This window comes from Hydrogenophaga sp. L76, from assembly GCF_057654755.1.
Genome location: NZ_CM172807.1, coordinates 2,886,694 through 2,907,389 on the forward strand (window position 1 = coordinate 2,886,694; position 20,696 = coordinate 2,907,389).

The window sequence follows — 20,696 nt, forward strand, 5'->3', positions numbered from 1 at the left end:
AATCAATATCATTCAATTGACACACATCAAGGTTCCGGCCGGTGCCCCTGACTAAGGTGCTCACGGACGCTGTTGTCCGGCCCCTCCCCTCATTTCTGCCTGCCTCCATGAGCACCAACCTGCACCGCCGCACCCTGCTGCGCCACACCGCCTGGCTGCTGGCCTCGGGCGCCGTCAGCGCCCCGGCCCTGGCGCAAAGCGACACCGCCCCTTCCGACACCATCGGGGCCCCACCGCTGCCATCCCGGGTGCGCCTGGCCGCCGCCTGGCGCAGCCACGGCAACACCCCCGACTGCGGCCGCGATTGCGACCAGGTGGGGGTGCTTGAACTCGACTGGGCTGCGCGCGAGGTGCGCGTGGCCGCCCACCTGCCGGTGCAGGGGCGTGCCCACGGTCTGCTGGCCGAGCCCGGCGGCGGTTTCCTCGCCGTCGCCACCCGGCCCGGCCGCTGGCTGCTGCGCTGCGACCCACTGGGTGAGCTGCAGACCCGGCACCTGATCGACGCCGAAACCCCGCACCGCACCCTGGGTGGCCACGTGCTGGCGAGCGCCGACGGGCAGTGGCTCTACACCACCGAGACCGACACCCGCGACGGCCGTGGCTGGATCGGTGTGCGCGACCACCGCACGCTGCAACGGGTCGCGCAATGGCCCAGCCATGGCCTGGACCCGCACCACATGGCACTGGACGCTGGCGGGGCGCTGCTGGTCGTCAACGGGGGCATTCCGCGCACCGCCAGCGGCCAGAAAACCCGGCTGGAGGCCATGGACCCGTCGCTGGTGCGGCTGGACCCGCGGAGCGGCGCGCTGCTGGGTCAGTGGCGGCTGGGCGACCCGCGCCTGAGCCTGCGCCATGTGGCCTGGGGCCTTCCGGTGGGCCCCGGCGACGGCACACCGGCGCGCGCGCCGCTGCTGGGCATCGCGCTGCAGGCCGAACACGACGAGGCCGCCCAGCGCCGCGACGCCCCCGTGCTGGCGCTCTGGGACGGGCAGGACCTGCGGCTGGCCAGCCACAGCATCGCCGGGAATGGCTACGCGGGCGACATCGCGCCCGGTCCCGGTGGTGGCTTCATCGTGAGCGGCCAGCGCAGCCACGAAGGCCTGCTCTGGCACCCCGACGCACCGGACCGCTGGACCACCATCGCACGGCTCACCGAACCCTGCGCGCTGGCGCCCTGGCCGGGAAGCGGCGGGGTGCTGATGGGCGCGAGCCGCGGGGTCGGCTTCTGGCACCCGGCCCTGCCACCGGCCATGCTGGCCTGGCCCAGCGCCATGGCGCCCGACAACCACTGGGTCGTGCTGGGCTGAGCCGCCCGCCAGGGCGGCGCTTCAGCGGCATTCGAACCGGGCAAACCGCGCGGCCAGAGCGGCCAGGTCCTCCGCGTCGAGCACCGGGGCAGCCAGGCCCGGGCTGCGGCAGGTCTGCAGCACCCAGTGCGACACCGCCTGCGCGGCCAGCGCGTCGGCCAGGCGGAACAGGTCGTCCCGCCCGAACAGGCCGGCGTGCCAGGTGGTGCGGCACTCCAGCGCCACCCCGCTGTGCTGCAGCAGGCGCAGGCTGCGTGCCGCGCGCGCGCCACCGCCGCGTGTGCCGGTGACCTGGTCGTGGCGGTGTTGCGGCGCCTTGATGTCCAGCCCGACCCAGTCCAGCTGCGGCAACACCCGCTGCAGTCGCTCGGGGTACATGCCGCCGGTGTGCAGGCCTGTGGCAAAACCGAGCGCGCGCACCTCGGCCAGGGCCGGGCCCAGCGCCGCCTGCAGCGTGGGCTCGCCGCCCGAGAACACCACGCCGTCGAGCAGCCCGCAGCGCTGCAGCAGGAAGCCGTGCACCGCCTGCCACGACAGGGCCCCCGGAACCGCGGCGTCGAGCAGGGCCGGGTTGTGGCAGTACACGCAGCGCCACGGACAGCCCTGCAGGAACACCACCGCCGCCAGCCGGCCCGGGAAGTCAACCCCGGTCAGCCGCGTGAGTCCGCCGATGCGCAGCGCCTGCGCACCACGGGTCGCGGGTGGTGGTGCGGCGGTGCCCGCGACCTCAGGCGCGGGCGGCCGGCTCGGCAAAGAATCGGCGTTCGGCATGTTCGCCCTGTTTGCCCCGGTTGAAGCTGCTGACCGGCCGGTGGTAGCCCATGACGCGGGTCCAGACCTCGCAGGGCTGGCGTTCGTCGTCGCGCAGGGACATGTCAGCGGCCGTTGACCTGACGGCCGATGGGGTGGATGTGTTCATGGGTGTTTCCTTTTGGGGTGGTTGAAAGACGGGGCATCAAGCGGCCTGCAGCTGGCGTTTGGCGGCCAGCTTCTCAGCGTCGCAGACCGGACAGAACGGGTGCTCGCCCGCGAGGTAGCCGTGGGTGGGGCAGATGGAGAAGGTGGGGGTGACGGTGATGTACGGCAGGCGAAAGCGCGTCAGCGCGCGTTTGACCAGTTCACCGCAGGCCGCGCCGCTGGACAGGCGCTCGCCCATGTACAGGTGCAGCACGGTGCCGCCGGTGTATTTGGATTGCAGCGCCTCCTGCCGCATCAGGGCCTCGAACGGGTCGTCGGTGAAGCCCACGGGCAGCTGCGAGGAGTTGGTGTAGTACGGCTGCTCAGCCGTGCCCGCCTGCAGGATGCCGGGCCAGCGCTTCTTGTCTTCCTTGGCGAAGCGGTAGGTGGTGCCCTCGGCCGGTGTGGCCTCCAGGTTGTAGAGGTGGCCGGTTTCCTCCTGAAAGGCCGTCATGCGCTCGCGCACATGGTCGAGCAGGCGCACGGCAAACGCATGGCCCCAGTCGCTGGTGATGTCGTGCTGGTCCGCCGTGAAGTTGCGCACCATCTCGTTGATGCCGTTCACGCCCAGCGTGCTGAAGTGGTTGCGCAAGGTGCCCAGGTAGCGCTTGGTGTAGGGAAACAGGCCCTGGTCCATCAGGCGCTGGATGAGCTTGCGCTTGGTCTCCAGGCTTTGCTTGCCCAGTTCCATGAGGCGGTCCAGCGCGGCCAGCAGGCCGGCCTCGTCGCCCGCGTGCAGATGCCCCAGGCGCGCGCAGTTCACCGTGACCACGCCCAGGCTGCCGGTCTGCTCGGCGCTGCCGAACAGGCCGTTGCCGCGCTTGAGCAGCTCGCGCAGATCGAGCTGCAGGCGGCAGCACATGGAGCGCACCATGTTCGGCTGCAGCTCCGAGTTGATGAAGTTCTGGAAGTACGGCAGGCCGTACTTGGCCGTCATGTCGAACAGGCGCCGCGCGTTCTCGCTCTCCCAGGGGAAATCGGGCGTGATGTTGTAGGTGGGGATGGGGAAGGTGAAGACGCGCCCCTTGGCGTCGCCCTCGGTCATCACCTCGATGTAGGCGCGGTTGATCAGGTCCATCTCGGCCTGCAGCTCGCCATAGCAGAACGGCATTTCCTGCCCGGCGATCACCGGCACCTGCTCGCGCAGGTCGTCGGGGCAGACCCAGTCGAAGGTGAGGTTGGTGAAGGGCGTCTGCGTGCCCCAGCGCGAGGGCACGTTGAGGTTGTAGATCAGCTCCTGGATGCACTGGCGCACCGCCGCGTAATCCATGCCGTCCTGTCGCACGTAGGGCGCCATGTAGGTGTCGAACGACGAGAAGGCCTGCGCGCCGGCCCACTCGTTCTGCAGCGTGCCCAGGAAGTTCACGATCTGCCCCACGGCCGAGGACATGTGTTTCGGCGGCCCCGACTCCACCTTGCCCGGCACGCCGTTGAGGCCTTCGTTGAGCAGGGTGCGCAGCGACCAGCCCGCGCAGTAGCCGCTGAGCATGTCGAGGTCGTGGATGTGGAGGTCGCCCTCGCGGTGCGCCTGCCCGATCTCGGGCGTGTACACGTGCGAAAGCCAGTAGTTGGCCGTGACCTTGCCCGCCACGTTCAGGATCAGCCCGCCCAGCGAATAGCCCTGGTTGGCGTTGGCGTTCACGCGCCAGTCGGCGCGCGTGAGGTACTCGTTGATCGACGATTCCACGTCCACCAGCGTCTGCTGGTCGGCGCGCAGCGTGGCGTGCTGCTCGCGGTAGACGATGTAGGCGCGCGCGGTCTGGAGGTGGTTGGCCGCGATCAGCGTCTGTTCGACCACGTCCTGGATCGGCTCGATGCCGGGCGGCGCACCCTTGAAGCGGTGGATCAGCACCTTGACCACCTGGGCGCACAACAGCGCGGCCTCGGCGCCGTCGAACTCGCCGCTGGCCTGGCCGGCCCGCGCCAGCGCGGACCGGATCTTGTCGGCATCGAAGGCCTCGCGCAGGCCCGAACGCTTGATCACCTCCCTTGGAAGACTGACCACCATCGCATCTTTCATAGCTCTCGCCTCCTGGATCAAAAACACTACCTATGGTGTTCAAGATACCCGCCAGACACCATAGGTAGTTTGATTTGACGCAAGGTCGACGCAGCTTCCAACGCCGTTTCCGGCCTTTCACCGGCTTGATCTGCGTCAACCGGGTGCGGCTGTCACGCGCGTTCTGACAGGACGGCGCTGAGCCTGAAGAATCCCGGCATGGACTTCGATCACAGCCCCCGGGCGCAGGCGCTCCAGCAGCAGCTGGAGACCTTCATGCACACCTACCTGCTGCCGCACAACGCGGCCTGGCACCAGGCGGTGCAGCAGGGGGACTACCCGCCACCCTTCCTCGAAGACCTGAAGACCCTGGCGCGCGAGGAAGGGCTGTGGAACCTGTTCCTGCCCGGGCTGCGCAAGGACGAGCCTGGCACGCGGCTGGACAACCTCGACTACGCGCCGCTGGCCGAGGCGATGGGCCAACTGCACTGGGCGGCCGAGGTGTTCAACTGCAGCGCGCCCGACACCGGCAACATGGAGCTGCTGCACCGCTTCGCCACATCGGCGCAGCGCACGCAGTGGCTCACGCCGCTGCTCGATGGAACGATCCGATCCGCCTTCGCCATGTCCGAGCCCGACGTGGCCTCGTCGGACCCGACCAACCTGCAGACCACGGTGCGGCGCGAGGGCGACGACCTCGTGCTCAACGGCCGCAAGTGGTTCATCACCGGCGTGGCGCACCCGCATTGCAGGCTGCTGATCGTGATGGCGCGCAACGCGCCCGACGACAGCGCCGCGGCCGAGACCCGGCACCGCCAGCACAGCATGGTGCTGGTGCCGCTGGACACGCCGGGCGTGGACGTGGTGCGCAACATCAGCGTGGTGCACCACCACGCGCCCGAGGGGCATGGCGAGATCGTGTTCCGCCAGGTGCGCGTGCCGGCCGACCACCTGCTCGGCGGCTGGGGCGAAGGTTTTGCGATGGCGCAGGCGCGGCTGGGACCGGGCCGCGTGCACCACTGCATGCGCACCATCGGCCAGTGCGAGCTGGCGCTGGCGCTCGCCACCGAACGCGCGCTGGAGCGCCAGACCTTCGGCAAATACCTGGCGGACTACGCCAACGTGCAGGAGTGGATCGCGCTGTCGCGCATCGAGATCGACCAGGCGCGCCTGCTGGTGCTGCGCTGCGCCTGGCTGCTTGACCACCCCGAGCAAGCCGAACCCGCCGCCGTGCGCGCGCAGGTGGCCGCGATCAAGGTGGTGGCCGCGGGCCTGCAGACCCGCGTGGTGGACCGCGCGATGCAGATCTTCGGCGCCATGGGCCTGTCGCCCGACACGCCGCTGGCGCAGTTCTGGACCTGGGGCCGCGCCCTGCACCTGCTCGACGGCCCCGACGAGGTGCACCTGCGCAGCGTGGCGCGGCACGAGCTGGAGCGGGCCCGCGCGCGCATGGGCGCGTCTTCGGCCTACTTCACGACGCCCGAGCAGATGCGCACGCCGCCACACCTGTCGGCCTGAAGGGCCCAGTTCAGGCCGCCACCGGCTCGCGCATCGCCGCCGCAGCGATGTCCAGTGAACGCAGGCGCAGCGCCGGGTCGAACACGTCGCTCACCAGCATGAACTCGTCGGCCTGGGTCGCGTTGGCGAGTTTCTGCAAACCGGCGCGCACCGTGTCCGGGCCACCGATCACCGCACAGGCCAGGAAGTCGGCGATCGCCGCACTGGCCTGGGTGTCCAGCGTTTCCATGAAACCGGCGACCGGCGCCGGCAGCTGGCCGCGTTTGCCGGTGAGGATGCCCAGCACACGCTGGTAGGTGCTGCTGGCCAGGTACTCGGCTTCGTCGTCCGTGGGTGCGGCGATCAGTGGCACGCCGACGATGGCGTAGGGCTTGTCCAGCACCGCCGAGGGCTTGAAGTTGTGGCGGTACAGGTCCAGCGCCTGCAGCAGGTAACGCGGTGCAAAGTGCGAGGCGAAGGCGTAGGGCAGACCACGCTCGGCCGCCAGCTGGGCCGAGAACAGGCTGGAGCCCAGCAGCCAGATCGGCACATGGGTGCCCGCGCCGGGCATGGCGATCAGCTTCTGGCCCGGCACCGCATCGCCCAGCAGGCGCTGCAGTTCGGCCACGTCGCGCGGGAAATCGTCTTCGGTTTCGCGCCGGTCGCGGCGCAGCGCGCGCATGGTCAGCGGGTCGGTGCCGGGCGCGCGACCCAGGCCCAGGTCAATGCGGCCGGGGTAGAGCTCGGCCAGCGTGCCAAAAGCCTCGGCCACCACCAGCGGCGCGTGGTTGGGCAGCATCACGCCGCCAGAGCCGACGCGCATGCGCTGCGTGGCGCCAGCGATGTGGCCCACCAGCACGGCCGTGGCCGAACTGGCGATGCCGCTCATGTTGTGGTGCTCGGCCAGCCAGTAGCGTGTGAAGCCCAGGGCTTCGGCGTGTTGCGCGGTGCGCACGGTGATGGCCAGCGCATCGGCCACCGTGCCGCCTTCGCGCACGGCCACGAGATCGAGCAGGGAGAGGCGGATGTCTTGCAGGGGCTTGGGCATGGGATTCATGGACCGCATTGTCAGATGCTTTGCATCCCGCAGGCCGGTGAGCCCGCGAAAGACCCCTGTACCCCTCCCCCGGCGCGCCGCATCCACCCACCGATCAGCGTCCCTTGATGGCCCCACCGGAGCGCCGACGCACGGGAAACGCGGTCAACGCAGCGCCATCCGGCTCACCCGGCCGGCGGGAGCACCCGCAGGGTGAGCGCTTCGAGGGCCTGCACGATCAGGCGCTCGGGCCGGTCGCAGGTGTGGCTTTCACCCGCTTCCAGCACGGTGTCCCGCGGGTCGCGGTCGTGGGTGATCCAGGCCCGCCCGGCGATGCACTCGATGCGGCAGCCCAGTGGCCGCGCGATGCGATGCAGGGTCCCCCGGAGCAGCACCCAGGTGTCGGTGGCGGGGCGCGAGCTGGCGGCCGGGTGCGGCCGGCGCGACAGGCGCAGGGTGGAAGGCAGGGACAGCTGTACGGTGTGCATGGTTCAAGGCCGGCGGGGCCAGCGAAAGGTGGGAAGGAACGGGCGTCAGGCGGTCAGCGCCTCGCGCCGCGCGGGCAGGCGCTGCCGGGCCAGGGCCAAACGCTCCTGCTCCAGCGCGCGCGCCAGGGCTTTCTGGCCGCTGCGCTGGGCCGCCGCGATCAGCGTGAGGTCGATCAGGTCGCGCTGCGCATGGCTGCCACCGAAACGGTGCGACTGGCTGCGCACCGGGCGCAGCAGGGCCACCGCACGCGCCCAGTCCTGCTGGCCGAAGGCGATGCAGGCCTGCGTGACCGCCGAGCCGACCTCGCGCGTGAAGGCCGCGTTGTCGCCCTCGCTGGCCATGGCCTGGCGCTGGGCCTGCAGCAACGCCTGCAGCAGGTCCTCGCGCCCGGCGGCCACGAAGGCCATGGCCGCGTGCCAGTCGCTGAAGGCGTAGTGGCCGTCGCCCGCGAAGGGCGCCCAGCGCTCGGCCAGACGCTCCCAGCGCGCACCCACGTCCGCCCCCTGCAGGTCCAGCCGCCACAACAAGGCGCTCGCGTCCACCAGCTCCACATGGACCTCGGGACGGTGGCCGTGGATCGGCCCGTCGTACAGCGCCAGCACCTCGGGCAGGTCGCCCTGCGCGAGGTGGTGCAGCGCGAGGTGCCACCAGTTGTGCACGGCCAGGAAGTTGTCGGTCTGCCAGCCTTCGTTGCCACGCATCCACTCGATGCCCTCGTCGCGCCGGCCCTGCATCTCCAGCACGTGGGCCACCGCGTGCTGCGCCCAGGCGTCGCGGGGCTGCAGGTCCACGGCCTGGCGCCCCAGGCGTTCGGCGCGGGCGTAGTCGCCGGTTTCTTCGAGCCCGAAGGCCTGCATGCCCAGCACCGCGTGCCAGCCGGGCAGGGTGGCGGACCACGCGGGCAGCGCACGCGCGATGCGGTCGCGCAGCATGCGCGAGTCGCCCACGAAGAAGTCGAGCTGCTGGCCGGCCTGCAGGGCCAGTGCATCCAACGGGTAGTGCACGCTCAGGTCTTCCAGCGTGAGCGCGGCGGCGTGCCACTGGCCATCGCACAACTGCGCGATGGCCCGCAGGTGCCAGGCCTCGCGTTCGTTGTGCGGCAGCTCGCGCGCGGCCGCCAGGGCCTCGCGGGCCGGCGCCACGGCGGCCGCTTCCGAGGACAGCAGGAAAAGCCAGGCGCGCAGCACCTGGGCCATCACCAGGTCGGGGGCTTCGGCCAGCGCCGCTTCGGCGGTGGCCAGGGGGTTGTCGGCAAAGCAGCGGAACTGGTGCAAGGCCTGCTCCAGCAGGTCCTGGGCGTGGGCGTTGCCGCCCGAGAGGGTGTAGCCGACGGTGTCTTTCGTGGTCATGGGAATGCTCCAGGGTTGGGGTGAGGAAAAAAGAAAGGAAGGAAGGGGATCAGTGCCGGGCGCGCGACACGTCGCGGAACGCCAGCATTTCGGGAATGCGCGCGGAGGCGCCGTCGTGGAAACCCAGTTCGGGCCAGGGCGCGTTCGCCGGTCCATTGCGGAAGGTGCCGAACAGCAGGTCCCACAGCGGCAGGTCGGCGTAGTTGTGCGCGTGCACACCGCGCTGGTGGTGGATGGCGTGGCTCTCGGGCCGCTGGATCAGGTAGCCCAGCCAGGTCGGTGTGCGCACGCGGGTGTGCTGGAACACCGAGAGAAAGGTCAGCAGCGCCACCGCCCAGGCCCCCGCTTCGGGGCTCAGGCCGAGCAGCGGAAACAGCACCAGGCTGGAGAGCGTGGTGAACAGCGCCGTGTCCAGCGGGTGCAGGTAGAAGGCACCCCAGGGGTCGAGCGATTCGGCGCTGTGGTGCATCTGGTGGCCCAGGCGCCAGAGGGTGTCGAAGCGGTGTGCGCTGCGGTGGTACCCGTAGTGGAAGAACTGGTACACCAGCACGCCCAGCGCCGCGCCGCCAGCGGTGCCGAAGGCGGCCCCGTCGAAAACGTGCAGGCCTCCGAAGAAGCGGCTCCAGAGGTGGCCGACGACCAGCGCCATCCCGGCGTTGACCACGGTGATGGACAGGGCCCGCGAGCGCCAGCCGCGCACGCGGCCAGCGTGGGCGTGGGTGATGGCATCGAGCAGGAGGAAGGCGGGCAGCACCGCCAGGGTGAGGGTTTCGGGCCAGGACATGGTGTTTCCAGTGAGGGGTTGCAAGGGGATTTGACGGTTCTAGAATCGGTCAGGCACTGTAGGCAGACCCCCCGTTTTCACCTGCAGTCAAATCCGACAGCCACCCGACAAAACCGCCATGTCCGCCCCCGACGGCGCCCCCGTGCTCGCCACCGTGGCCATCCTGGCGCTGCCCGAGGTGGCGGCCTCGATGCTGTTCGGCATGAGCGACATGTTCATGGGCGTGGGGCGCGACTGGCCCCTGGTGGTGGAGGACCGCCCGGGCAGTTCGTTGCTGCGGGTGCAGATCGTCTCGGCCGACGGCCAGCCCCTGACCATTGCCAACGGCGTGCACCTGGCGCCCGACACCTCCATCGCCGACGCCGTGGCCCCGCAGGTCATCTGCATCCCCGAGGTGTTCGTGGTGCCGAGCACCGACCTGCGCGGACGCTATGAGGCCGAAGCGGCCTGGCTGCGCGAAGCCCATGCCCGGGGCGCCATCATCGCGGCGGCCTGTTCGGGCGCGCTGCTGATGGCCGAAGCCGGCCTGCTCGAAGGCGAGGACGCCACCACCCACTGGGCCTACTGCGACGTGCTGGCGCAGCGCCACCCGGGCATCCGCCTGCACCGCCGGCGCGCGCTGGTGACCGCGGGCGAGGGCCAGCGCCTGGTGATGGCCGGTGGCGGCACCTCCTGGCAAGACCTCGCGCTGTACCTGATCGCCCGGCTGGTGGGTCTGGAGGCGGCGATGCAGATGGCGCGCCTGTACCTGATCGACTGGCACGAGAGCGGCCAGCAGCCGTTTGCGCGGCTCTCGGCGAGCCGGCAGTCGGACGACGCGGTCATCACGCGCTGCCAGCTCTGGGTCGCCGACCACTACGGCGAGCCCAGCCCGGTGGCGGCGATGACGCAGCTCTCGGGCCTGTCCGAGCGCTCCTTCGTGCGCCGCTTCCAGCAGGCCACGGGCTTGTCACCGCTGCAGTACGTGCACCACGTGCGGCTCGAAGAGGCCAAACAGTTGCTGGAGGGCAGCGAGGACTCGATCGAGGCCATCGCCGGCCAGGTGGGCTACGAAGACGCGGGTTATTTCGCGCGCCTGTTCAAGCGCGAGGTCAACCTCACGCCGGCCCAGTACCGCAGGCGCTTCTCGGGCCTGCGCGAGGTGCTGCGACAGGGCCGCACGGCCTGATCACAGCGCCGGGGACGCGCCATCGGGTGGCCCCTTGAGCTCCACCACATTGCCTTCGGGGTCGGTGACATAGAGCGAGGGGCCCTCGCCTTCGGCGCCATAACGCGAGGCCAGTTCACCGGCCTCGACGCCGTGCGCCCGCAGCTGGGCGCGGATCTGCGCCTCGTCGAACGGCTCCACCCGGAAGCAGAAATGGTCGAGGTTGTGCCCCTGCGGTCCCGGCGCCGCGCCGCCAGCGCGACCGAGCGGCCCGTCCACGGGCACCAGGTCGAGCAGCGAGCGCCCGGCACGCAGTTGCACCAGCCCGATGCCATCCTGGCGGCGCTCGATGCGGCAGCCCAGCACATCGCCATAAAACCGCAGCATGGCATCGAGATTCACGACGCGCAACACGAGGTGGTCGATTTCGCGGAGGTGGATCATGGGCCAGGTTATACCGCCCGCCATCACTTATTGAAACACCCGCTGCGGGGTCACCGCCCGTCGGCGACGGCCTGCGCGGACCGTGAAGCGTAGACTGGGCCACATCACCTACCCACCCCGCCACACCCAGCCATGACCACCCTGTTTGAACCCCTGCAAGTCGGCGCCCTGAGCCTGTCCAACCGCATCGTCATGGCCCCGCTCACGCGCAACCGCGCGCCCGACGCCATCCCCACGCCGCTGATGGCCGAGTACTACGCCCAACGCGCCAGCGCCGGCCTGCTGGTCACCGAGGCCACCGCCATCACCCACCAGGGCCAGGGCTACGCCGACGTGCCCGGCCTCTACGGCACCGAGCAGCTCGACGGCTGGAAACGCGTGACCCAGGCGGTGCACGATGTCGGCGGCAAGATCGTGGTGCAGCTCTGGCACGTGGGCCGCGTGTCACACCGCGAGCTGCAGCCGCACTTTGGCGCGCCGGTCGCGCCCTCGGCGATCCGCGCCCACACCAAGACGGTGCTGATCAGGGACGGCGTACCCACCTTCGTGGACACCTCCGAGCCGCGCGCGCTCGACGCCGAAGAGATTCCCGGCATCGTGATGGACTACCGCCACGCCGCGCTCAACGCCATCGCCGCCGGCTTCGACGGCGTCGAGATCCACGCCGCCAACGGCTACCTGATCGACCAGTTCCTCAAGAGCGGCAGCAACCACCGCAAGGACGACCACGGCGGCAGCATCGCCAACCGCGCGCGCTTTCTGCTGGAGGTGACGCGCGCCGTGACCGAAGCCGTCGGCGGCGACCGCACCGGCATCCGCCTCTCGCCCGTGACGCCGGCCAACGACGCGAGCGATGACCATCCGCAGCCGCTGTTTGACCACGTGGTGCGCAAACTCGCTCCCCTGCAGCTGGCCTACCTGCACCTGATCGAAGGCGCCACCGGCGGCCCGCGGGAACTGCCGGAGCGTCCCTTCGACTACGCCGCGCTCAAGGCCGCCTACCGCGAAGCCGGCGGCCGGGGCGCCTGGATGGTCAACAACGGCTACGACCTGACGATGGCGCGCCAGGCGCTGGCCGAAGGCGCCGACCTCGTGGCCTTCGGCAAGGCTTTCATCGCCAACCCGGACCTGGTGACGCGGCTGCACGCGGGTGGCCCGTTCAACACCCCCGACAAGACCACCTTCTACGGCGGCGGTGCCGAGGGCTATACCGACTACCCGACCCTCGCCGACTGAATCTGCCACCACGCGCGCGGCCCCCTATGATGCGCGGACCATGCCCGCACCCGAACTGATTGCCGCCCTCTACCCCTGGCTCCGACACCTGCACATCACCCTGGTGGTCTTGAGCGTGTCGGTGTTCGTGGTGCGCGGCCTGGGTGTGCTGGCGGGGCAGGCCTGGCCCATGCGCGACCTGGCCCGTGGCCTGAGCCCGGTCATCGACTCGCTGCTGCTGCTCGCCGGCGCCACGCTGTGGTGGCTGCTGCAGCTGAACCCCTGGCACAACCCCTGGCTGGGCGCCAAGCTGGTGCTGCTGGTGGTCTACATCGTGCTGGGCAGCTTTGCCCTCAAACGCGCGCCGACGCGCACCGGCAAGGCCCTCGCCTTTGTCGCGGCACTGTCGGTGGTGGGCATCATGGCCAGCATCGCGGTGGCCCACCATCCGCTGGGAATGTTCGCCCCATGAGCGGCGTGCCAAAGCCCCACGGCTCGCGCCTGGTGCGAGGCCTGCTGTGGGCCGCCGGTTCGCTGGCGCTGCTGCTGGGCCTGATCGGCGTCGTGCTGCCGGGCCTGCCCACCACCCCCTTCATCCTGCTGGCCGCTGCCTGCTACGCCAAGGCTTCGCCGCGCCTGCACCGCTGGCTGCTCAACCACCGGCTCACCGGTCCGATGCTGCGCGACTGGGAAAAGCACCACAGCCTGACACGGCGCAACAAGACCATCGCCGTCGTCTCCATGGCGGTCATGGTCAGCGTGTCCATCTGGAGTTTCCGCGGGCGCGTGGCGGTGCAGCTGGTGCTGCTGACCCTGGGCGCCATCGGAGCGTGGGTCGTTCTCCGGATTCCAACCCGGAGGCGTTAGCCCGCGCGCCGTGCCAGCACCTCGAACGCCGGCAGGGTCTTGCCCTCCAGCACTTCCAGGAAGGCACCACCGCCGGTGGAGATGTAGCCCACGTCCTTCTCGATGCCGTACTTCGCAATGGCCGCCAGGGTGTCGCCACCACCGGCGATGCTGAAGGCGCTCGATTCGGCAATCGCGTGTGCGATCACCTTGGTGCCGTTCTCGAAGGCGGCGAATTCGAACACGCCCACCGGGCCGTTCCAGACGATGGTGCCGGCCTTCTTGAGTTGTTCGGCCAGCAGCTGCGCGGTCTGCGGGCCGATGTCCAGGATCAGGTCGTCTTCGGCCACGTCGGTGGCGGCCTTGACCGTCGCCACGGCGTCGGGGCTGAAGCTCTTGGCGCAGACCACGTCGGTGGGGATCGGCACCGCGGCGCCGCGCGCCTTCATGGCTTCGATCACGGCTTGGGCTTCGCCGATCAGGTCGGGTTCGGCCAAGCTCTTGCCGATCTTCAAACCCGCCGCGAGCATGAAGGTGTTGGCGATGCCACCGCCAACGATCAGGCCGTCCACGTTCTTGGCCAGGGCCTGCAGGATGGTGAGCTTGGTGCTGACCTTGCTGCCGGCGACGATGGCGATCAGCGGGCGCTTCGGATTCGCCAGGGCCTTGCCGATGGCGTCCATCTCGGCCGCCAACAGCGGGCCGGCGCAAGCGATCGGCGCGGTCTCGGCGATGCCGTAGGTGCTGCCTTCGGCGCGGTGCGCGGTGCCGAAAGCGTCGTGCACGAAGATGTCGCACAGGGCACCGAGCTTCTTGGCGAGTTCGGGCTTGTTCTTCTTCTCGCCGACGTTGAGGCGGCAGTTCTCCAGCATGACGAGCTGGCCGGGTTCGACGGACACGCCATCGACCCAGTTGGCCACCACGGGGATGCTGCGGCCCATGAGTTCACCCATGCGCGCGGCCACGGGGGCCAGCGAGTCTTGTGGCTTGAATTCACCTTCGGTGGGGCGGCCGAGGTGCGAGGTCACCATGACGGCGGCACCCGCGTCCAGCGCCATCTGGATCGCGGGGATGCTGGCGCGGATGCGTGTGTCTTCGGTGATCTTGCCTTCGTCGTCTTGGGGCACGTTGAGGTCGGCGCGGATGAAAACGCGTTGGCCCTTGGCCTGGCCACTGGCGCAGAGATCGGAGAAGCGGATGAATTGCATGGTGAAACCTTGAGCGGTGCGAAGTGAAGAAGAGCAGCGCAAATTGTAGGGAATGCGCCTGCAAGGCCCCACATCTCCCTGCACGTGTTCACCGGTTTGTTCTTCCACCCCGTGATCCGGGCCAACGGCTGGATGGAGATCACGTCAGGTGGACGGGTCTCACACCTCGCACAGCACGAAGTCGGCCTTGCCCACGCCACACTCTGGGCATCGCCAGTCGTCCGGCACGTCGGCCCAGCGTGTGCCCGGCGGGAAGCCTTCTTCGGGCCAGCCAGCGGCTTCGTCGTACAGCCATCCGCAGACCACACAGAGGTATTGGTTCATGGTTTGTTGCTTTCAGAATTCAGTTCGTCCAGTGAGTCCAGGTCCCAGGGCGGTCAATTGTCATCACCGTGATCGCGCCCGCCGCCGTTGCCCGACACGAGGCTGCTCAGCGCCTGGGCCGACACCAGCCCGTTGGGCGACTGCTGCCATTCCCAGGCGCCGTAGGCCAGCACCGCGAGCAGCAGCAGGGTCGCCAGCCAGGTGCGGTTCTTCTGCACCAGGCCCGGACCCGGGCCTTCCACGCTGCCGGTCAACATGGGCGATGCCAGGTTCTTGCGGCGCAGCAGGCTCAGCCCCAGGATCAGGGCCAGATGGGCCAGCACCACAAAGAGAAAGGCTTCGCCCAGAAATTCGTGCATTTCGCCCAGCCAGTCGTCACCGGGGAACACGCCCCATTCGTTGAACGTCGCATAACCGCTCAAGGTGAGCGGCACCACCAGCACCAGCAAGGCCACCACCGCCAGCGCCATGAGCAGGTTCTGCCCCTGGCGCCAGTTGACGGCGGTGATGGATGGGGCCGTGCGCAGCGACCGGAGCCAGGCCGGCGCGCTGCCCAGCTTGCGCCACATCAGGCCCAGCCCCGCCTGGCGCGGGCCCCACAGGCCATAGACCACGCGAAAGCCCAGCAGACCCGCCATGGAATAACCGAGCGTGACGTGCAGCATGCGCCAGCTCTCGCCATCGGCTGTCAGGTAGGCACCGAGAAAACACAGGGCGAACAACCAGTGAAACATGCGCGTGGGCGCATCGGTGACACGGCGGCGGGCGGCTGGTCGCGCCTGGGACGCGCCAGCGACAGCAGAGGAAGGCATGGGGGTGGTGGCTTGCATGGTGGTTCTCCCGGTTTCAGTCTTTCCAGAACCAGCGCCGGCCCAGGTTCACGCCCGCCGGCATCCGGATGTTGTCGTCATCGAAATCGCCGCGGTCGGCGCCGGTGTGGCAGGCCGCGCAGTTGGCCGCGCTCTTGATGCTGGCGTGTTTCCAGACCGAGGCGGGGACCTCGCGGTGCTTGCGCTCGAACCAGGCCGAGCGCGTGAGGCGGTCCTCGGGCGGTTCCTCGACCACACGCTTGTAGGTGCCGGCGTGTGCCTGCAACCAGGTGCTGAGCTGCTTGACGGTGGCGTCATCCAGCGAAGCGTCGGTGCCGTAGTGTTTGTCCAGGCCGGCCATGATGCGCTGCCACGATCGGGCGGGCAGCAGGCCCGGGGTGTACGCGGTGTGGCAGGCGGCGCATTCGGCCATGTAGGCCTTGGGCATGTCGCGCGGCATCATGCGCCCGCCGTCGGCCTGCGCGGCGGACAGTGCGGCGAAGCTCAGGCCAAAGGCCAACAGCAGGGTTCGGGTGGAGGGGGTGTTCATGGATCGCTCCTGGGTGTCAAGGTCGTTCACTTCAGGCTGTTCAGGTAGGCCAGCACGTCGGCCTTTTCGCCGGCACTGCACGCGCGGCTGAGCACGTCGTTGCAGTTGCGCTTGAACCACTTGTCGACTTTCGCCGTGTCGGTGAACGCCTTGGGGTTGAAGGCCGGCGCCAGCGGCGCGATCAGCTTGCCGGTGTTGGCGTGTTTGCCTTGCGTGGTCGGCGGTGTGCCGTGGCAGGAGGCGCACGACCACTCGGCCCCGTGTTTGGCGTTGAAGAAGGTCTGGCCTTTGGCGGCGTTGCCGGGTGAACCGGCCTGGGCGCTCCAGTGCTGGAGCTGTGCGGTGGGCGTGGTGTCGGCGGCGTGGACGCTGGTCGACCACAAGCCGCTGGCCAGCATCGCCGCGAGCAGGCCGGCGGGCAGCCGGGAAGAATGCACAAGCAACATGATGGTGTCTTTCAAAGGGATGAAGGGGAGGACGGGATGCAGTGTGAGAAAACCCGCTTGAACGCCAGCTGAAGCAGCCATTCATCTGCCGTTAAGGAATGCCCACCGACAATGGCCCCATGAAAGTGTTGACACGCCCCGGATACGGCAGCGCGCCGCTGCGGACCCTGCTGGTGACGGCGGCGCTGCTGGGCGGGCTGGGCGCGACCAACGCCGGGTCACGCGACGACGACCACGAGCGCGCCCTGCAAGCCGTGCAGGCCGGGCAGGTGCTGCCGCTGCGATCGGTGCTGGAGCGGCTGGAACGCGAGCACCCCGGCCAGGTGCTGGAAGTCGAACTGGAGCGTGACGGCATCAACTGGGTCTATGAGATCAAATTGCTGCAGGCCGGTGGTCAGCGGATCAAGCTCGAACTGGACGCCAAGACCGGCGAGGTGTTGCGTCGCAGGAGCCGCGCCGATCACCATCGCGACCCCAGGAACCGTGGACGTTGAAAGAACCCGCATGCGAGTGCTCCTGGTTGAAGACGAACCCACGCTGCGCGCCCAGTTGCGCAGCGCGCTCGAAGACGCGGGCTATGCGGTGGACACCGCCGACAACGGACGCGACGCCCATTTCCTCGGCGACACCGGGGCGTTTGACGCGGTGGTGCTCGACCTCGGCCTGCCGGTGCTCGACGGTCTCTCGGTGCTCAAGCGCTGGCGCGACGCCGGCCGGACCCTGCCGGTGCTGATCCTGACCGCGCGCGACAACTGGAGCGAGAAGGTGGCGGGCATCGACGCCGGCGCCGACGACTACCTGACCAAACCCTTCCACATGGAAGAGCTGCTGGCGCGCCTGCGCGCGCTGATCCGCCGCGCCAGCGGCCTGGCCTCGCCGGTGCTGCAGTGCGGCGCGCTGGCGCTGGACACGCGCAGCGGCCGCGTCACGCTCGCGGGCCAGCCGGTCGCCCTGACCAGCCACGAGTACAAGGTGCTCGACTACCTGATGCACCGCCCGGGCTCGGTGGTCTCGCGCACCGAACTCACCGAACACATCTACGCGCAGGACTTCGACCGCGACTCCAACACCATCGAGGTGTTCGTCGGCCGGCTGCGCAAGAAACTCCCGCCCGAACTGATCGAAACCGTGCGCGGCCTGGGCTACCGTCTGACGGCAGGGTCATGACATCGCTGGGCCGCTGGGCCTCTTCCCTGCGTTTTCGCCTGCTGGCCGCCACGCTCGCCGCGCTCGCGCTGGCGCTGCTGCTGGCCGGCGTGTGGCTCAGCGGCCTGTTTCGCGAACACGTCATGCGCCAGTTCGAAGCGGCGCTGACCCTGCAGCTCGACCAGCTGACCACCCAACTCGAACTGGACGCCAGCGGCCAACCCGTGATCGATCCGCAACAGCTGTCCGACCCGCGCTGGCGCACACCCTATTCCGGCCTGTACTGGCAGCTCGACCAGGTGAGCGGGGATGGCGCCATCCGCAGCGGCGTGCTGCGTTCGCGCTCGCTCTGGGACACCACCCTGCCGCTGAGCGCGGATGCGCTGGCGAACGGCGCCGTGCACATGCACGAGGGCAGCGGTCCGCAGGGCGCGGCCGTGCTGATGCTGGAACGCAGCGTGGCGCTGGGCGAACAGCCGGGCGTGCGCTGGCGCCTGATCGTGGCGGCCGAAACCCGGCCAGCGCTGGAAGCGGTGGACCGCTTCACCGGTGTGCTTTCCATTTCGCTGCTGGTGCTGGGTGCGCTGCTGGCCTTGGCCGCGGTGGCCCAGGTCGCGGTGGGTCTGTCGCCGCTGCGGGGCCTGCAGCAGGCCCTGGTGCAGGTGCGCGAAGGCCGCTCCGCCCGGTTGCAGGGCCGTTTTCCCAGCGAGGTGCAGCCCCTCATCGACGATTTCAACGGCGTGCTCGACCGCAACGCCGAGGTGGTGGCGCGCGCGCGCACCCAGGCGGGCAACCTGGCCCATGCCCTCAAGACCCCGCTGGCGGTCCTGCAGCAGGCCGCCGCGCAGACACCGCCACCGGGCGCAGCGCCGGATCTTGCGCGGCTGGTGCAGGAGCAGGTGGCGAGCGCACAACGCCACATCGACTGGCACCTCGCCCACGCGCGCGCAGCCGCGGCCGAGCGCCTGCCCGGCCAACGCACCGCCGTGGCGCCGGTGGTGCTCGGCCTGGTGCGGGTGATGCAGCGGGTGCACGCCGAACGCCACATTCACATCGACGCCAGCGGTCTGCCCGGCACGCTGGCCTTTGCGGGCGAAGAACAGGACTTGCAGGAGATGCTGGGCAACCTGATCGACAACGCCTGCAAATGGGCGCGCCACACGGTGGTGGTCAGCGCCTCCAGCGTAGCCGGCCGGCTGTGCCTGCGTGTGGAGGACGATGGTCCGGGCATCGACGACCAGGCCCGCGCCGCCGTGCTCGCGCGGGGCGCACGGCTGGATCAAAGCGTGCCCGGGTCGGGGCTGGGCCTGGCCATCGTGACCGATTTGGCCCGGCTTTACGGCGGCGACGTCCGCCTGGAAACGGCCAGCCTGGGCGGTCTGGGGGTCGCCCTCAGCCTGCCGGCCGCGGACTGACCCCGGCCTGCACACGCGGCCTGGCGCAGGGCGCCAGCGCATCGAGCGGGCGCTGGTACGCCGAGGTGCGCACGTCCATCAGCCCCAGCACCGAATGGAACACGTTGTCGTGGGACAGGGCCTCGCCCGAGCGCTGGCGCAGGCAGTCCACCGAGACACCGCTGCGCCGCTGCAGCCCGGGCGACAACCAGGCCACCATGGGCACATGGGTTTGCTGCTCGGGCGCCAGCGCGTACGGCAGGCCGTGCAGGTAGAGCCCGTTTTCGCCCAGCGATTCGCCGTGGTCGGACAGATAGATCAGCCCGGTGTCGTGCTGGCCCTGCCCGGCCTGGCGCTGCAGCCAGTCCAGCGTCTGGCCCAGGAACTGGTCGGTGTAGGCGATGGTGTTGTCGTAGGCGTTGGCCAGCGCTTCGGGGGTGCAGTCCGACAGCGTGGCGCTGGTGCATTCGGGCTCAAAGCGCTTGTGCCCGGGCGGCGTGCGCCGGTGATACGCCGGGCCGTGGCTGCCCATCTGGTGCATGACGAGCACCACGCCGCGCGCGCGGCGTTGCGGGTCGAGGGCGGCGATGCGCGCATCGAGGTCCTGCAGCATGACCGCGTCAAAACACTCACCATCAGAACAGACGCCCGGCACGGCCAGCTCGCGCGTGCTCGCATGGGGCACCCGGTCACAGACGCCCTTGCAGCCCGCCTGGTTGTCCAGCCAGAGCACCGCCAGACCGGCCCGCTGCAGCACATCCAGCAGGTTTTCGTGGCGCGCGGTTTCGTCACCGCCCTGGGCTCGCGTCAAGGGCGAGAACACGCAAGGCACCGACACCTGGGTGTTGGTGCCGCAGGAACGCACCTGGCTGAAGTTCACCAGATCACCCTGCTGCTGCCAGCGCGCCAGCGTGGGCGTGGTGTCACGGGCGTAGCCATCGAGCGCGAAGTGGTCGGCGCGTGCCGTCTCACCCAGCACCAGCAGCAACAGCGGTGGCCGCGCCTGGTTTGCGTAGCTCGCGCCGAGCACCGCGTCTTCACCGACCGGCGTCAGGGTGCGCGCCTGCGCGGGCAGCTGCTGCGCGGCCAGCCGGCCCGCGGCGTACACCGTGTTGAGGGGATTGATCATGAAGCGCAGCGTCTTCTGGTTGCGCATCAGTGAGGCGAGGTCCTGGTAGCTCAGCAGCGCCGCGCCCACCGCCAACACCAGGCCGGCCACCGCGCCCAGGCCGTTGGGCAGCAGCCGCGAAGCCGCGTGGCCCATCGCCACCGGCCGGTGCCACAACCACCCCAGCGCCGGTGCCGCCACCAGCAGCAGGCTGCCCGCCAGCGACCACGACAGCAGGTCGCGCACCTCGCGCGCATCGGTGTGCAAGGCGTTGGCCAGCATGGTGCTGTCGATCACGACACCGTACTGCCACATGTAGTGGCTGTTCAGGGCCGCCATCACCAGCAGCAGGGACGCGACCGGCCGCAGCAGGCGCGGCCACGCCAGCAGCGACAGCAGGGCCGCCGTGCCGCCCAGGATCATCAGACCCAGGCCCATGAACGCCGTCCAGCGGACCTCGCCGCCGGACAGCATGCGCTGCCACAGCGGCAGATTGCCCGGACCGGCCAGCCACAGCGCAAGCAGCCAGACGGTCTGGCCCGGGGAACGGGCCGGGTTGGCGGTGAGGGAGGCGGGCGCCCGCGTGGGTGGGGCGGACAACGCCGGAGACAGACTGGCCTGCATGGTCACATTCGATGCGC

23 protein-coding genes are annotated in these 20,696 nt (G+C 69.8%); 9 read left to right on the top strand and 14 right to left on the bottom strand.

From position 1 onward, the window contains the following. Positions 1-107 precede the first annotated feature (107 nt). Positions 108-1,307, top strand: a complete 1,200-nt coding sequence (locus tag AC23D4_RS13895) for a DUF1513 domain-containing protein (protein WP_472889860.1) — start codon at positions 108-110, stop codon at positions 1,305-1,307. 21 nt (positions 1,308-1,328) lie between these two features. Here AC23D4_RS13895 and AC23D4_RS13900 read toward each other — a convergent pair whose 3' ends face one another. Genes AC23D4_RS13900 through AC23D4_RS13910 form a run of 3 tightly spaced genes read right to left on the bottom strand, consistent with a single transcriptional unit; the run spans position 1,329 to position 4,284 of the window. Then, positions 1,329-2,078, bottom strand: coding sequence for an anaerobic ribonucleoside-triphosphate reductase activating protein (locus AC23D4_RS13900; protein ID WP_472889859.1), 750 nt, complete (start codon positions 2,076-2,078; stop codon positions 1,329-1,331). Further along, positions 2,035-2,226 carry an anaerobic ribonucleoside-triphosphate reductase gene (gene nrdD / locus AC23D4_RS13905; RefSeq protein ID WP_236962722.1) on the bottom strand — a complete coding sequence of 64 codons (192 nt, stop codon included), beginning with the start codon at positions 2,224-2,226 and terminating at the stop codon, positions 2,035-2,037. Before nrdD ends, AC23D4_RS13900 begins: the two co-directional genes overlap by 44 nt. Before the next feature lie 36 nt (positions 2,227-2,262). After that, positions 2,263-4,284, bottom strand: coding sequence for a ribonucleoside triphosphate reductase (locus tag AC23D4_RS13910; RefSeq protein ID WP_472889858.1), 2,022 nt, complete (start codon positions 4,282-4,284; stop codon positions 2,263-2,265). Between the two features lie 198 nt (positions 4,285-4,482). Between AC23D4_RS13910 and AC23D4_RS13915 the strand changes: the two genes are divergently transcribed. After that, positions 4,483-5,781 (top strand): acyl-CoA dehydrogenase family protein, encoded by a 1,299-nt coding sequence (locus AC23D4_RS13915; RefSeq protein ID WP_472889857.1) that lies wholly within the window; start codon positions 4,483-4,485, stop codon positions 5,779-5,781. A gap of 10 nt (positions 5,782-5,791) precedes the next feature. Here the strand turns inward: AC23D4_RS13915 and AC23D4_RS13920 are convergent, their stop codons facing one another. The 4 genes from AC23D4_RS13920 to AC23D4_RS13935 form a co-directional block, all read right to left on the bottom strand. Next, positions 5,792-6,817 (bottom strand): LLM class flavin-dependent oxidoreductase, encoded by a 1,026-nt coding sequence (locus AC23D4_RS13920; RefSeq protein ID WP_472889856.1) that lies wholly within the window; start codon positions 6,815-6,817, stop codon positions 5,792-5,794. A gap of 164 nt (positions 6,818-6,981) precedes the next feature. Then, positions 6,982-7,284 carry a DUF2917 domain-containing protein gene (locus AC23D4_RS13925; protein ID WP_472889855.1) on the bottom strand — a complete coding sequence of 101 codons (303 nt, stop codon included), beginning with the start codon at positions 7,282-7,284 and terminating at the stop codon, positions 6,982-6,984. A gap of 45 nt (positions 7,285-7,329) precedes the next feature. Beyond that, complete coding sequence (locus tag AC23D4_RS13930; protein ID WP_472889854.1) at positions 7,330-8,634, bottom strand: tetratricopeptide repeat protein; 1,305 nt, start codon at positions 8,632-8,634, stop codon at positions 7,330-7,332. A 49-nt stretch (positions 8,635-8,683) separates the two neighbouring features. Then, a complete protein-coding gene (locus AC23D4_RS13935) occupies positions 8,684-9,418 on the bottom strand; it encodes a sterol desaturase family protein (RefSeq protein WP_472889853.1) in 735 nt (244 codons plus the stop codon). A 118-nt stretch (positions 9,419-9,536) separates the two neighbouring features. Between AC23D4_RS13935 and AC23D4_RS13940 the strand changes: the two genes are divergently transcribed. Then, positions 9,537-10,586, top strand: coding sequence for a GlxA family transcriptional regulator (locus tag AC23D4_RS13940; RefSeq protein ID WP_472889852.1), 1,050 nt, complete (start codon positions 9,537-9,539; stop codon positions 10,584-10,586). On the opposite strand, the gene AC23D4_RS13945 is transcribed toward AC23D4_RS13940, so the two are convergent. Beyond that, positions 10,587-11,009, bottom strand: a complete 423-nt coding sequence (locus tag AC23D4_RS13945) for a VOC family protein (protein ID WP_472889851.1) — start codon at positions 11,007-11,009, stop codon at positions 10,587-10,589. 132 nt (positions 11,010-11,141) lie between these two features. On the opposite strand from AC23D4_RS13945, the gene AC23D4_RS13950 reads away from it, so the two are divergent. From AC23D4_RS13950 to AC23D4_RS13960, 3 genes are read left to right on the top strand one after another with little or no spacing between them, the layout of a single operon-like run. Further along, positions 11,142-12,245: an alkene reductase gene (locus AC23D4_RS13950; RefSeq protein ID WP_472889850.1), complete on the top strand. Its 1,104-nt coding sequence runs from the start codon at positions 11,142-11,144 to the stop codon at positions 12,243-12,245. 40 nt (positions 12,246-12,285) lie between these two features. Then, positions 12,286-12,696 (top strand): SirB2 family protein, encoded by a 411-nt coding sequence (locus AC23D4_RS13955; protein ID WP_472889849.1) that lies wholly within the window; start codon positions 12,286-12,288, stop codon positions 12,694-12,696. Further along, complete coding sequence (locus AC23D4_RS13960; protein ID WP_472889848.1) at positions 12,693-13,091, top strand: YbaN family protein; 399 nt, start codon at positions 12,693-12,695, stop codon at positions 13,089-13,091. The genes AC23D4_RS13955 and AC23D4_RS13960 overlap by 4 nt, the downstream gene beginning before the upstream one ends. Here AC23D4_RS13960 and AC23D4_RS13965 read toward each other — a convergent pair. The 5 genes from AC23D4_RS13965 to AC23D4_RS13985 all read right to left on the bottom strand — a co-directional run bounded on the left by AC23D4_RS13965 (position 13,088) and on the right by AC23D4_RS13985 (position 16,407). Next, complete coding sequence (locus tag AC23D4_RS13965) at positions 13,088-14,278, bottom strand: phosphoglycerate kinase (protein WP_472889847.1); 1,191 nt, start codon at positions 14,276-14,278, stop codon at positions 13,088-13,090. The genes AC23D4_RS13960 and AC23D4_RS13965 overlap by 4 nt on opposite strands. A gap of 159 nt (positions 14,279-14,437) precedes the next feature. Beyond that, positions 14,438-14,602 (bottom strand): rubredoxin, encoded by a 165-nt coding sequence (locus AC23D4_RS13970; protein WP_472889846.1) that lies wholly within the window; start codon positions 14,600-14,602, stop codon positions 14,438-14,440. Positions 14,603-14,655: 53 nt separating this feature from the next. Next, on the bottom strand, positions 14,656-15,432 hold the full coding sequence (locus tag AC23D4_RS13975) for a cytochrome b/b6 domain-containing protein (protein WP_472889845.1): 777 nt from the start codon (positions 15,430-15,432) through the stop codon (positions 14,656-14,658). A gap of 16 nt (positions 15,433-15,448) precedes the next feature. Then, positions 15,449-15,961 carry a diheme cytochrome c gene (locus tag AC23D4_RS13980; RefSeq protein ID WP_472889844.1) on the bottom strand — a complete coding sequence of 171 codons (513 nt, stop codon included), beginning with the start codon at positions 15,959-15,961 and terminating at the stop codon, positions 15,449-15,451. A gap of 26 nt (positions 15,962-15,987) precedes the next feature. Beyond that, positions 15,988-16,407, bottom strand: coding sequence for a DUF1924 domain-containing protein (locus AC23D4_RS13985; RefSeq protein ID WP_472889843.1), 420 nt, complete (start codon positions 16,405-16,407; stop codon positions 15,988-15,990). A gap of 119 nt (positions 16,408-16,526) precedes the next feature. On the opposite strand from AC23D4_RS13985, the gene AC23D4_RS13990 reads away from it, so the two are divergent. Genes AC23D4_RS13990 through AC23D4_RS14000 form a run of 3 tightly spaced genes read left to right on the top strand, consistent with a single transcriptional unit; the run spans position 16,527 to position 18,968 of the window. Beyond that, positions 16,527-16,901, top strand: a complete 375-nt coding sequence (locus AC23D4_RS13990) for a PepSY domain-containing protein (protein ID WP_472889842.1) — start codon at positions 16,527-16,529, stop codon at positions 16,899-16,901. A 10-nt stretch (positions 16,902-16,911) separates the two neighbouring features. Continuing rightward, the gene (locus tag AC23D4_RS13995) at positions 16,912-17,574 is read left to right on the top strand and encodes a response regulator transcription factor (RefSeq protein ID WP_472889841.1); all 663 of its coding nucleotides are present in this window, start codon (positions 16,912-16,914) and stop codon (positions 17,572-17,574) included. Continuing rightward, positions 17,571-18,968, top strand: a complete 1,398-nt coding sequence (locus tag AC23D4_RS14000) for a sensor histidine kinase (RefSeq protein ID WP_472889840.1) — start codon at positions 17,571-17,573, stop codon at positions 18,966-18,968. The genes AC23D4_RS13995 and AC23D4_RS14000 overlap by 4 nt, the downstream gene beginning before the upstream one ends. On the opposite strand, the gene AC23D4_RS14005 is transcribed toward AC23D4_RS14000, so the two are convergent. Further along, the gene (locus AC23D4_RS14005) at positions 18,946-20,679 is read right to left on the bottom strand and encodes a phosphoethanolamine transferase (protein ID WP_472889839.1); all 1,734 of its coding nucleotides are present in this window, start codon (positions 20,677-20,679) and stop codon (positions 18,946-18,948) included. The genes AC23D4_RS14000 and AC23D4_RS14005 overlap by 23 nt on opposite strands. Positions 20,680-20,696 lie beyond the last annotated feature (17 nt).

Excerpts from the sequence above, each read along its gene's own strand:
- AC23D4_RS13985 (WP_472889843.1), bottom strand. The coding sequence starts at position 16,407 with ATGTTGCTTGTGCATTCTTCCCGGCTGCCCGCCGGCCTGCTCGCGGCG.
- AC23D4_RS13895 (WP_472889860.1), top strand. The coding sequence starts at position 108 with ATGAGCACCAACCTGCACCGCCGCACCCTGCTGCGCCACACCGCCTGG.
- AC23D4_RS13900 (WP_472889859.1), bottom strand. The coding sequence starts at position 2,078 with ATGCCGAACGCCGATTCTTTGCCGAGCCGGCCGCCCGCGCCTGAGGTC.
- AC23D4_RS13940 (WP_472889852.1), top strand. The coding sequence starts at position 9,537 with ATGTCCGCCCCCGACGGCGCCCCCGTGCTCGCCACCGTGGCCATCCTG.
- AC23D4_RS13935 (WP_472889853.1), bottom strand. The coding sequence starts at position 9,418 with ATGTCCTGGCCCGAAACCCTCACCCTGGCGGTGCTGCCCGCCTTCCTC.
- nrdD (WP_236962722.1), bottom strand. The coding sequence starts at position 2,226 with ATGAACACATCCACCCCATCGGCCGTCAGGTCAACGGCCGCTGACATG.
- AC23D4_RS13930 (WP_472889854.1), bottom strand. The coding sequence starts at position 8,634 with ATGACCACGAAAGACACCGTCGGCTACACCCTCTCGGGCGGCAACGCC.
- AC23D4_RS13925 (WP_472889855.1), bottom strand. The coding sequence starts at position 7,284 with ATGCACACCGTACAGCTGTCCCTGCCTTCCACCCTGCGCCTGTCGCGC.
- AC23D4_RS14000 (WP_472889840.1), top strand. The coding sequence starts at position 17,571 with ATGACATCGCTGGGCCGCTGGGCCTCTTCCCTGCGTTTTCGCCTGCTG.
- AC23D4_RS13965 (WP_472889847.1), bottom strand. The coding sequence starts at position 14,278 with ATGCAATTCATCCGCTTCTCCGATCTCTGCGCCAGTGGCCAGGCCAAG.
- AC23D4_RS13950 (WP_472889850.1), top strand. The coding sequence starts at position 11,142 with ATGACCACCCTGTTTGAACCCCTGCAAGTCGGCGCCCTGAGCCTGTCC.
- AC23D4_RS13910 (WP_472889858.1), bottom strand. The coding sequence starts at position 4,284 with ATGAAAGATGCGATGGTGGTCAGTCTTCCAAGGGAGGTGATCAAGCGT.
- AC23D4_RS13990 (WP_472889842.1), top strand. The coding sequence starts at position 16,527 with ATGAAAGTGTTGACACGCCCCGGATACGGCAGCGCGCCGCTGCGGACC.
- AC23D4_RS13970 (WP_472889846.1), bottom strand. The coding sequence starts at position 14,602 with ATGAACCAATACCTCTGTGTGGTCTGCGGATGGCTGTACGACGAAGCC.
- AC23D4_RS13980 (WP_472889844.1), bottom strand. The coding sequence starts at position 15,961 with ATGAACACCCCCTCCACCCGAACCCTGCTGTTGGCCTTTGGCCTGAGC.
- AC23D4_RS13960 (WP_472889848.1), top strand. The coding sequence starts at position 12,693 with ATGAGCGGCGTGCCAAAGCCCCACGGCTCGCGCCTGGTGCGAGGCCTG.
- AC23D4_RS13920 (WP_472889856.1), bottom strand. The coding sequence starts at position 6,817 with ATGAATCCCATGCCCAAGCCCCTGCAAGACATCCGCCTCTCCCTGCTC.
- AC23D4_RS13945 (WP_472889851.1), bottom strand. The coding sequence starts at position 11,009 with ATGATCCACCTCCGCGAAATCGACCACCTCGTGTTGCGCGTCGTGAAT.
- AC23D4_RS13955 (WP_472889849.1), top strand. The coding sequence starts at position 12,286 with ATGCCCGCACCCGAACTGATTGCCGCCCTCTACCCCTGGCTCCGACAC.
- AC23D4_RS14005 (WP_472889839.1), bottom strand. The coding sequence starts at position 20,679 with ATGCAGGCCAGTCTGTCTCCGGCGTTGTCCGCCCCACCCACGCGGGCG.
- AC23D4_RS13975 (WP_472889845.1), bottom strand. The coding sequence starts at position 15,432 with ATGCAAGCCACCACCCCCATGCCTTCCTCTGCTGTCGCTGGCGCGTCC.
- AC23D4_RS13915 (WP_472889857.1), top strand. The coding sequence starts at position 4,483 with ATGGACTTCGATCACAGCCCCCGGGCGCAGGCGCTCCAGCAGCAGCTG.
- AC23D4_RS13995 (WP_472889841.1), top strand. The coding sequence starts at position 16,912 with ATGCGAGTGCTCCTGGTTGAAGACGAACCCACGCTGCGCGCCCAGTTG.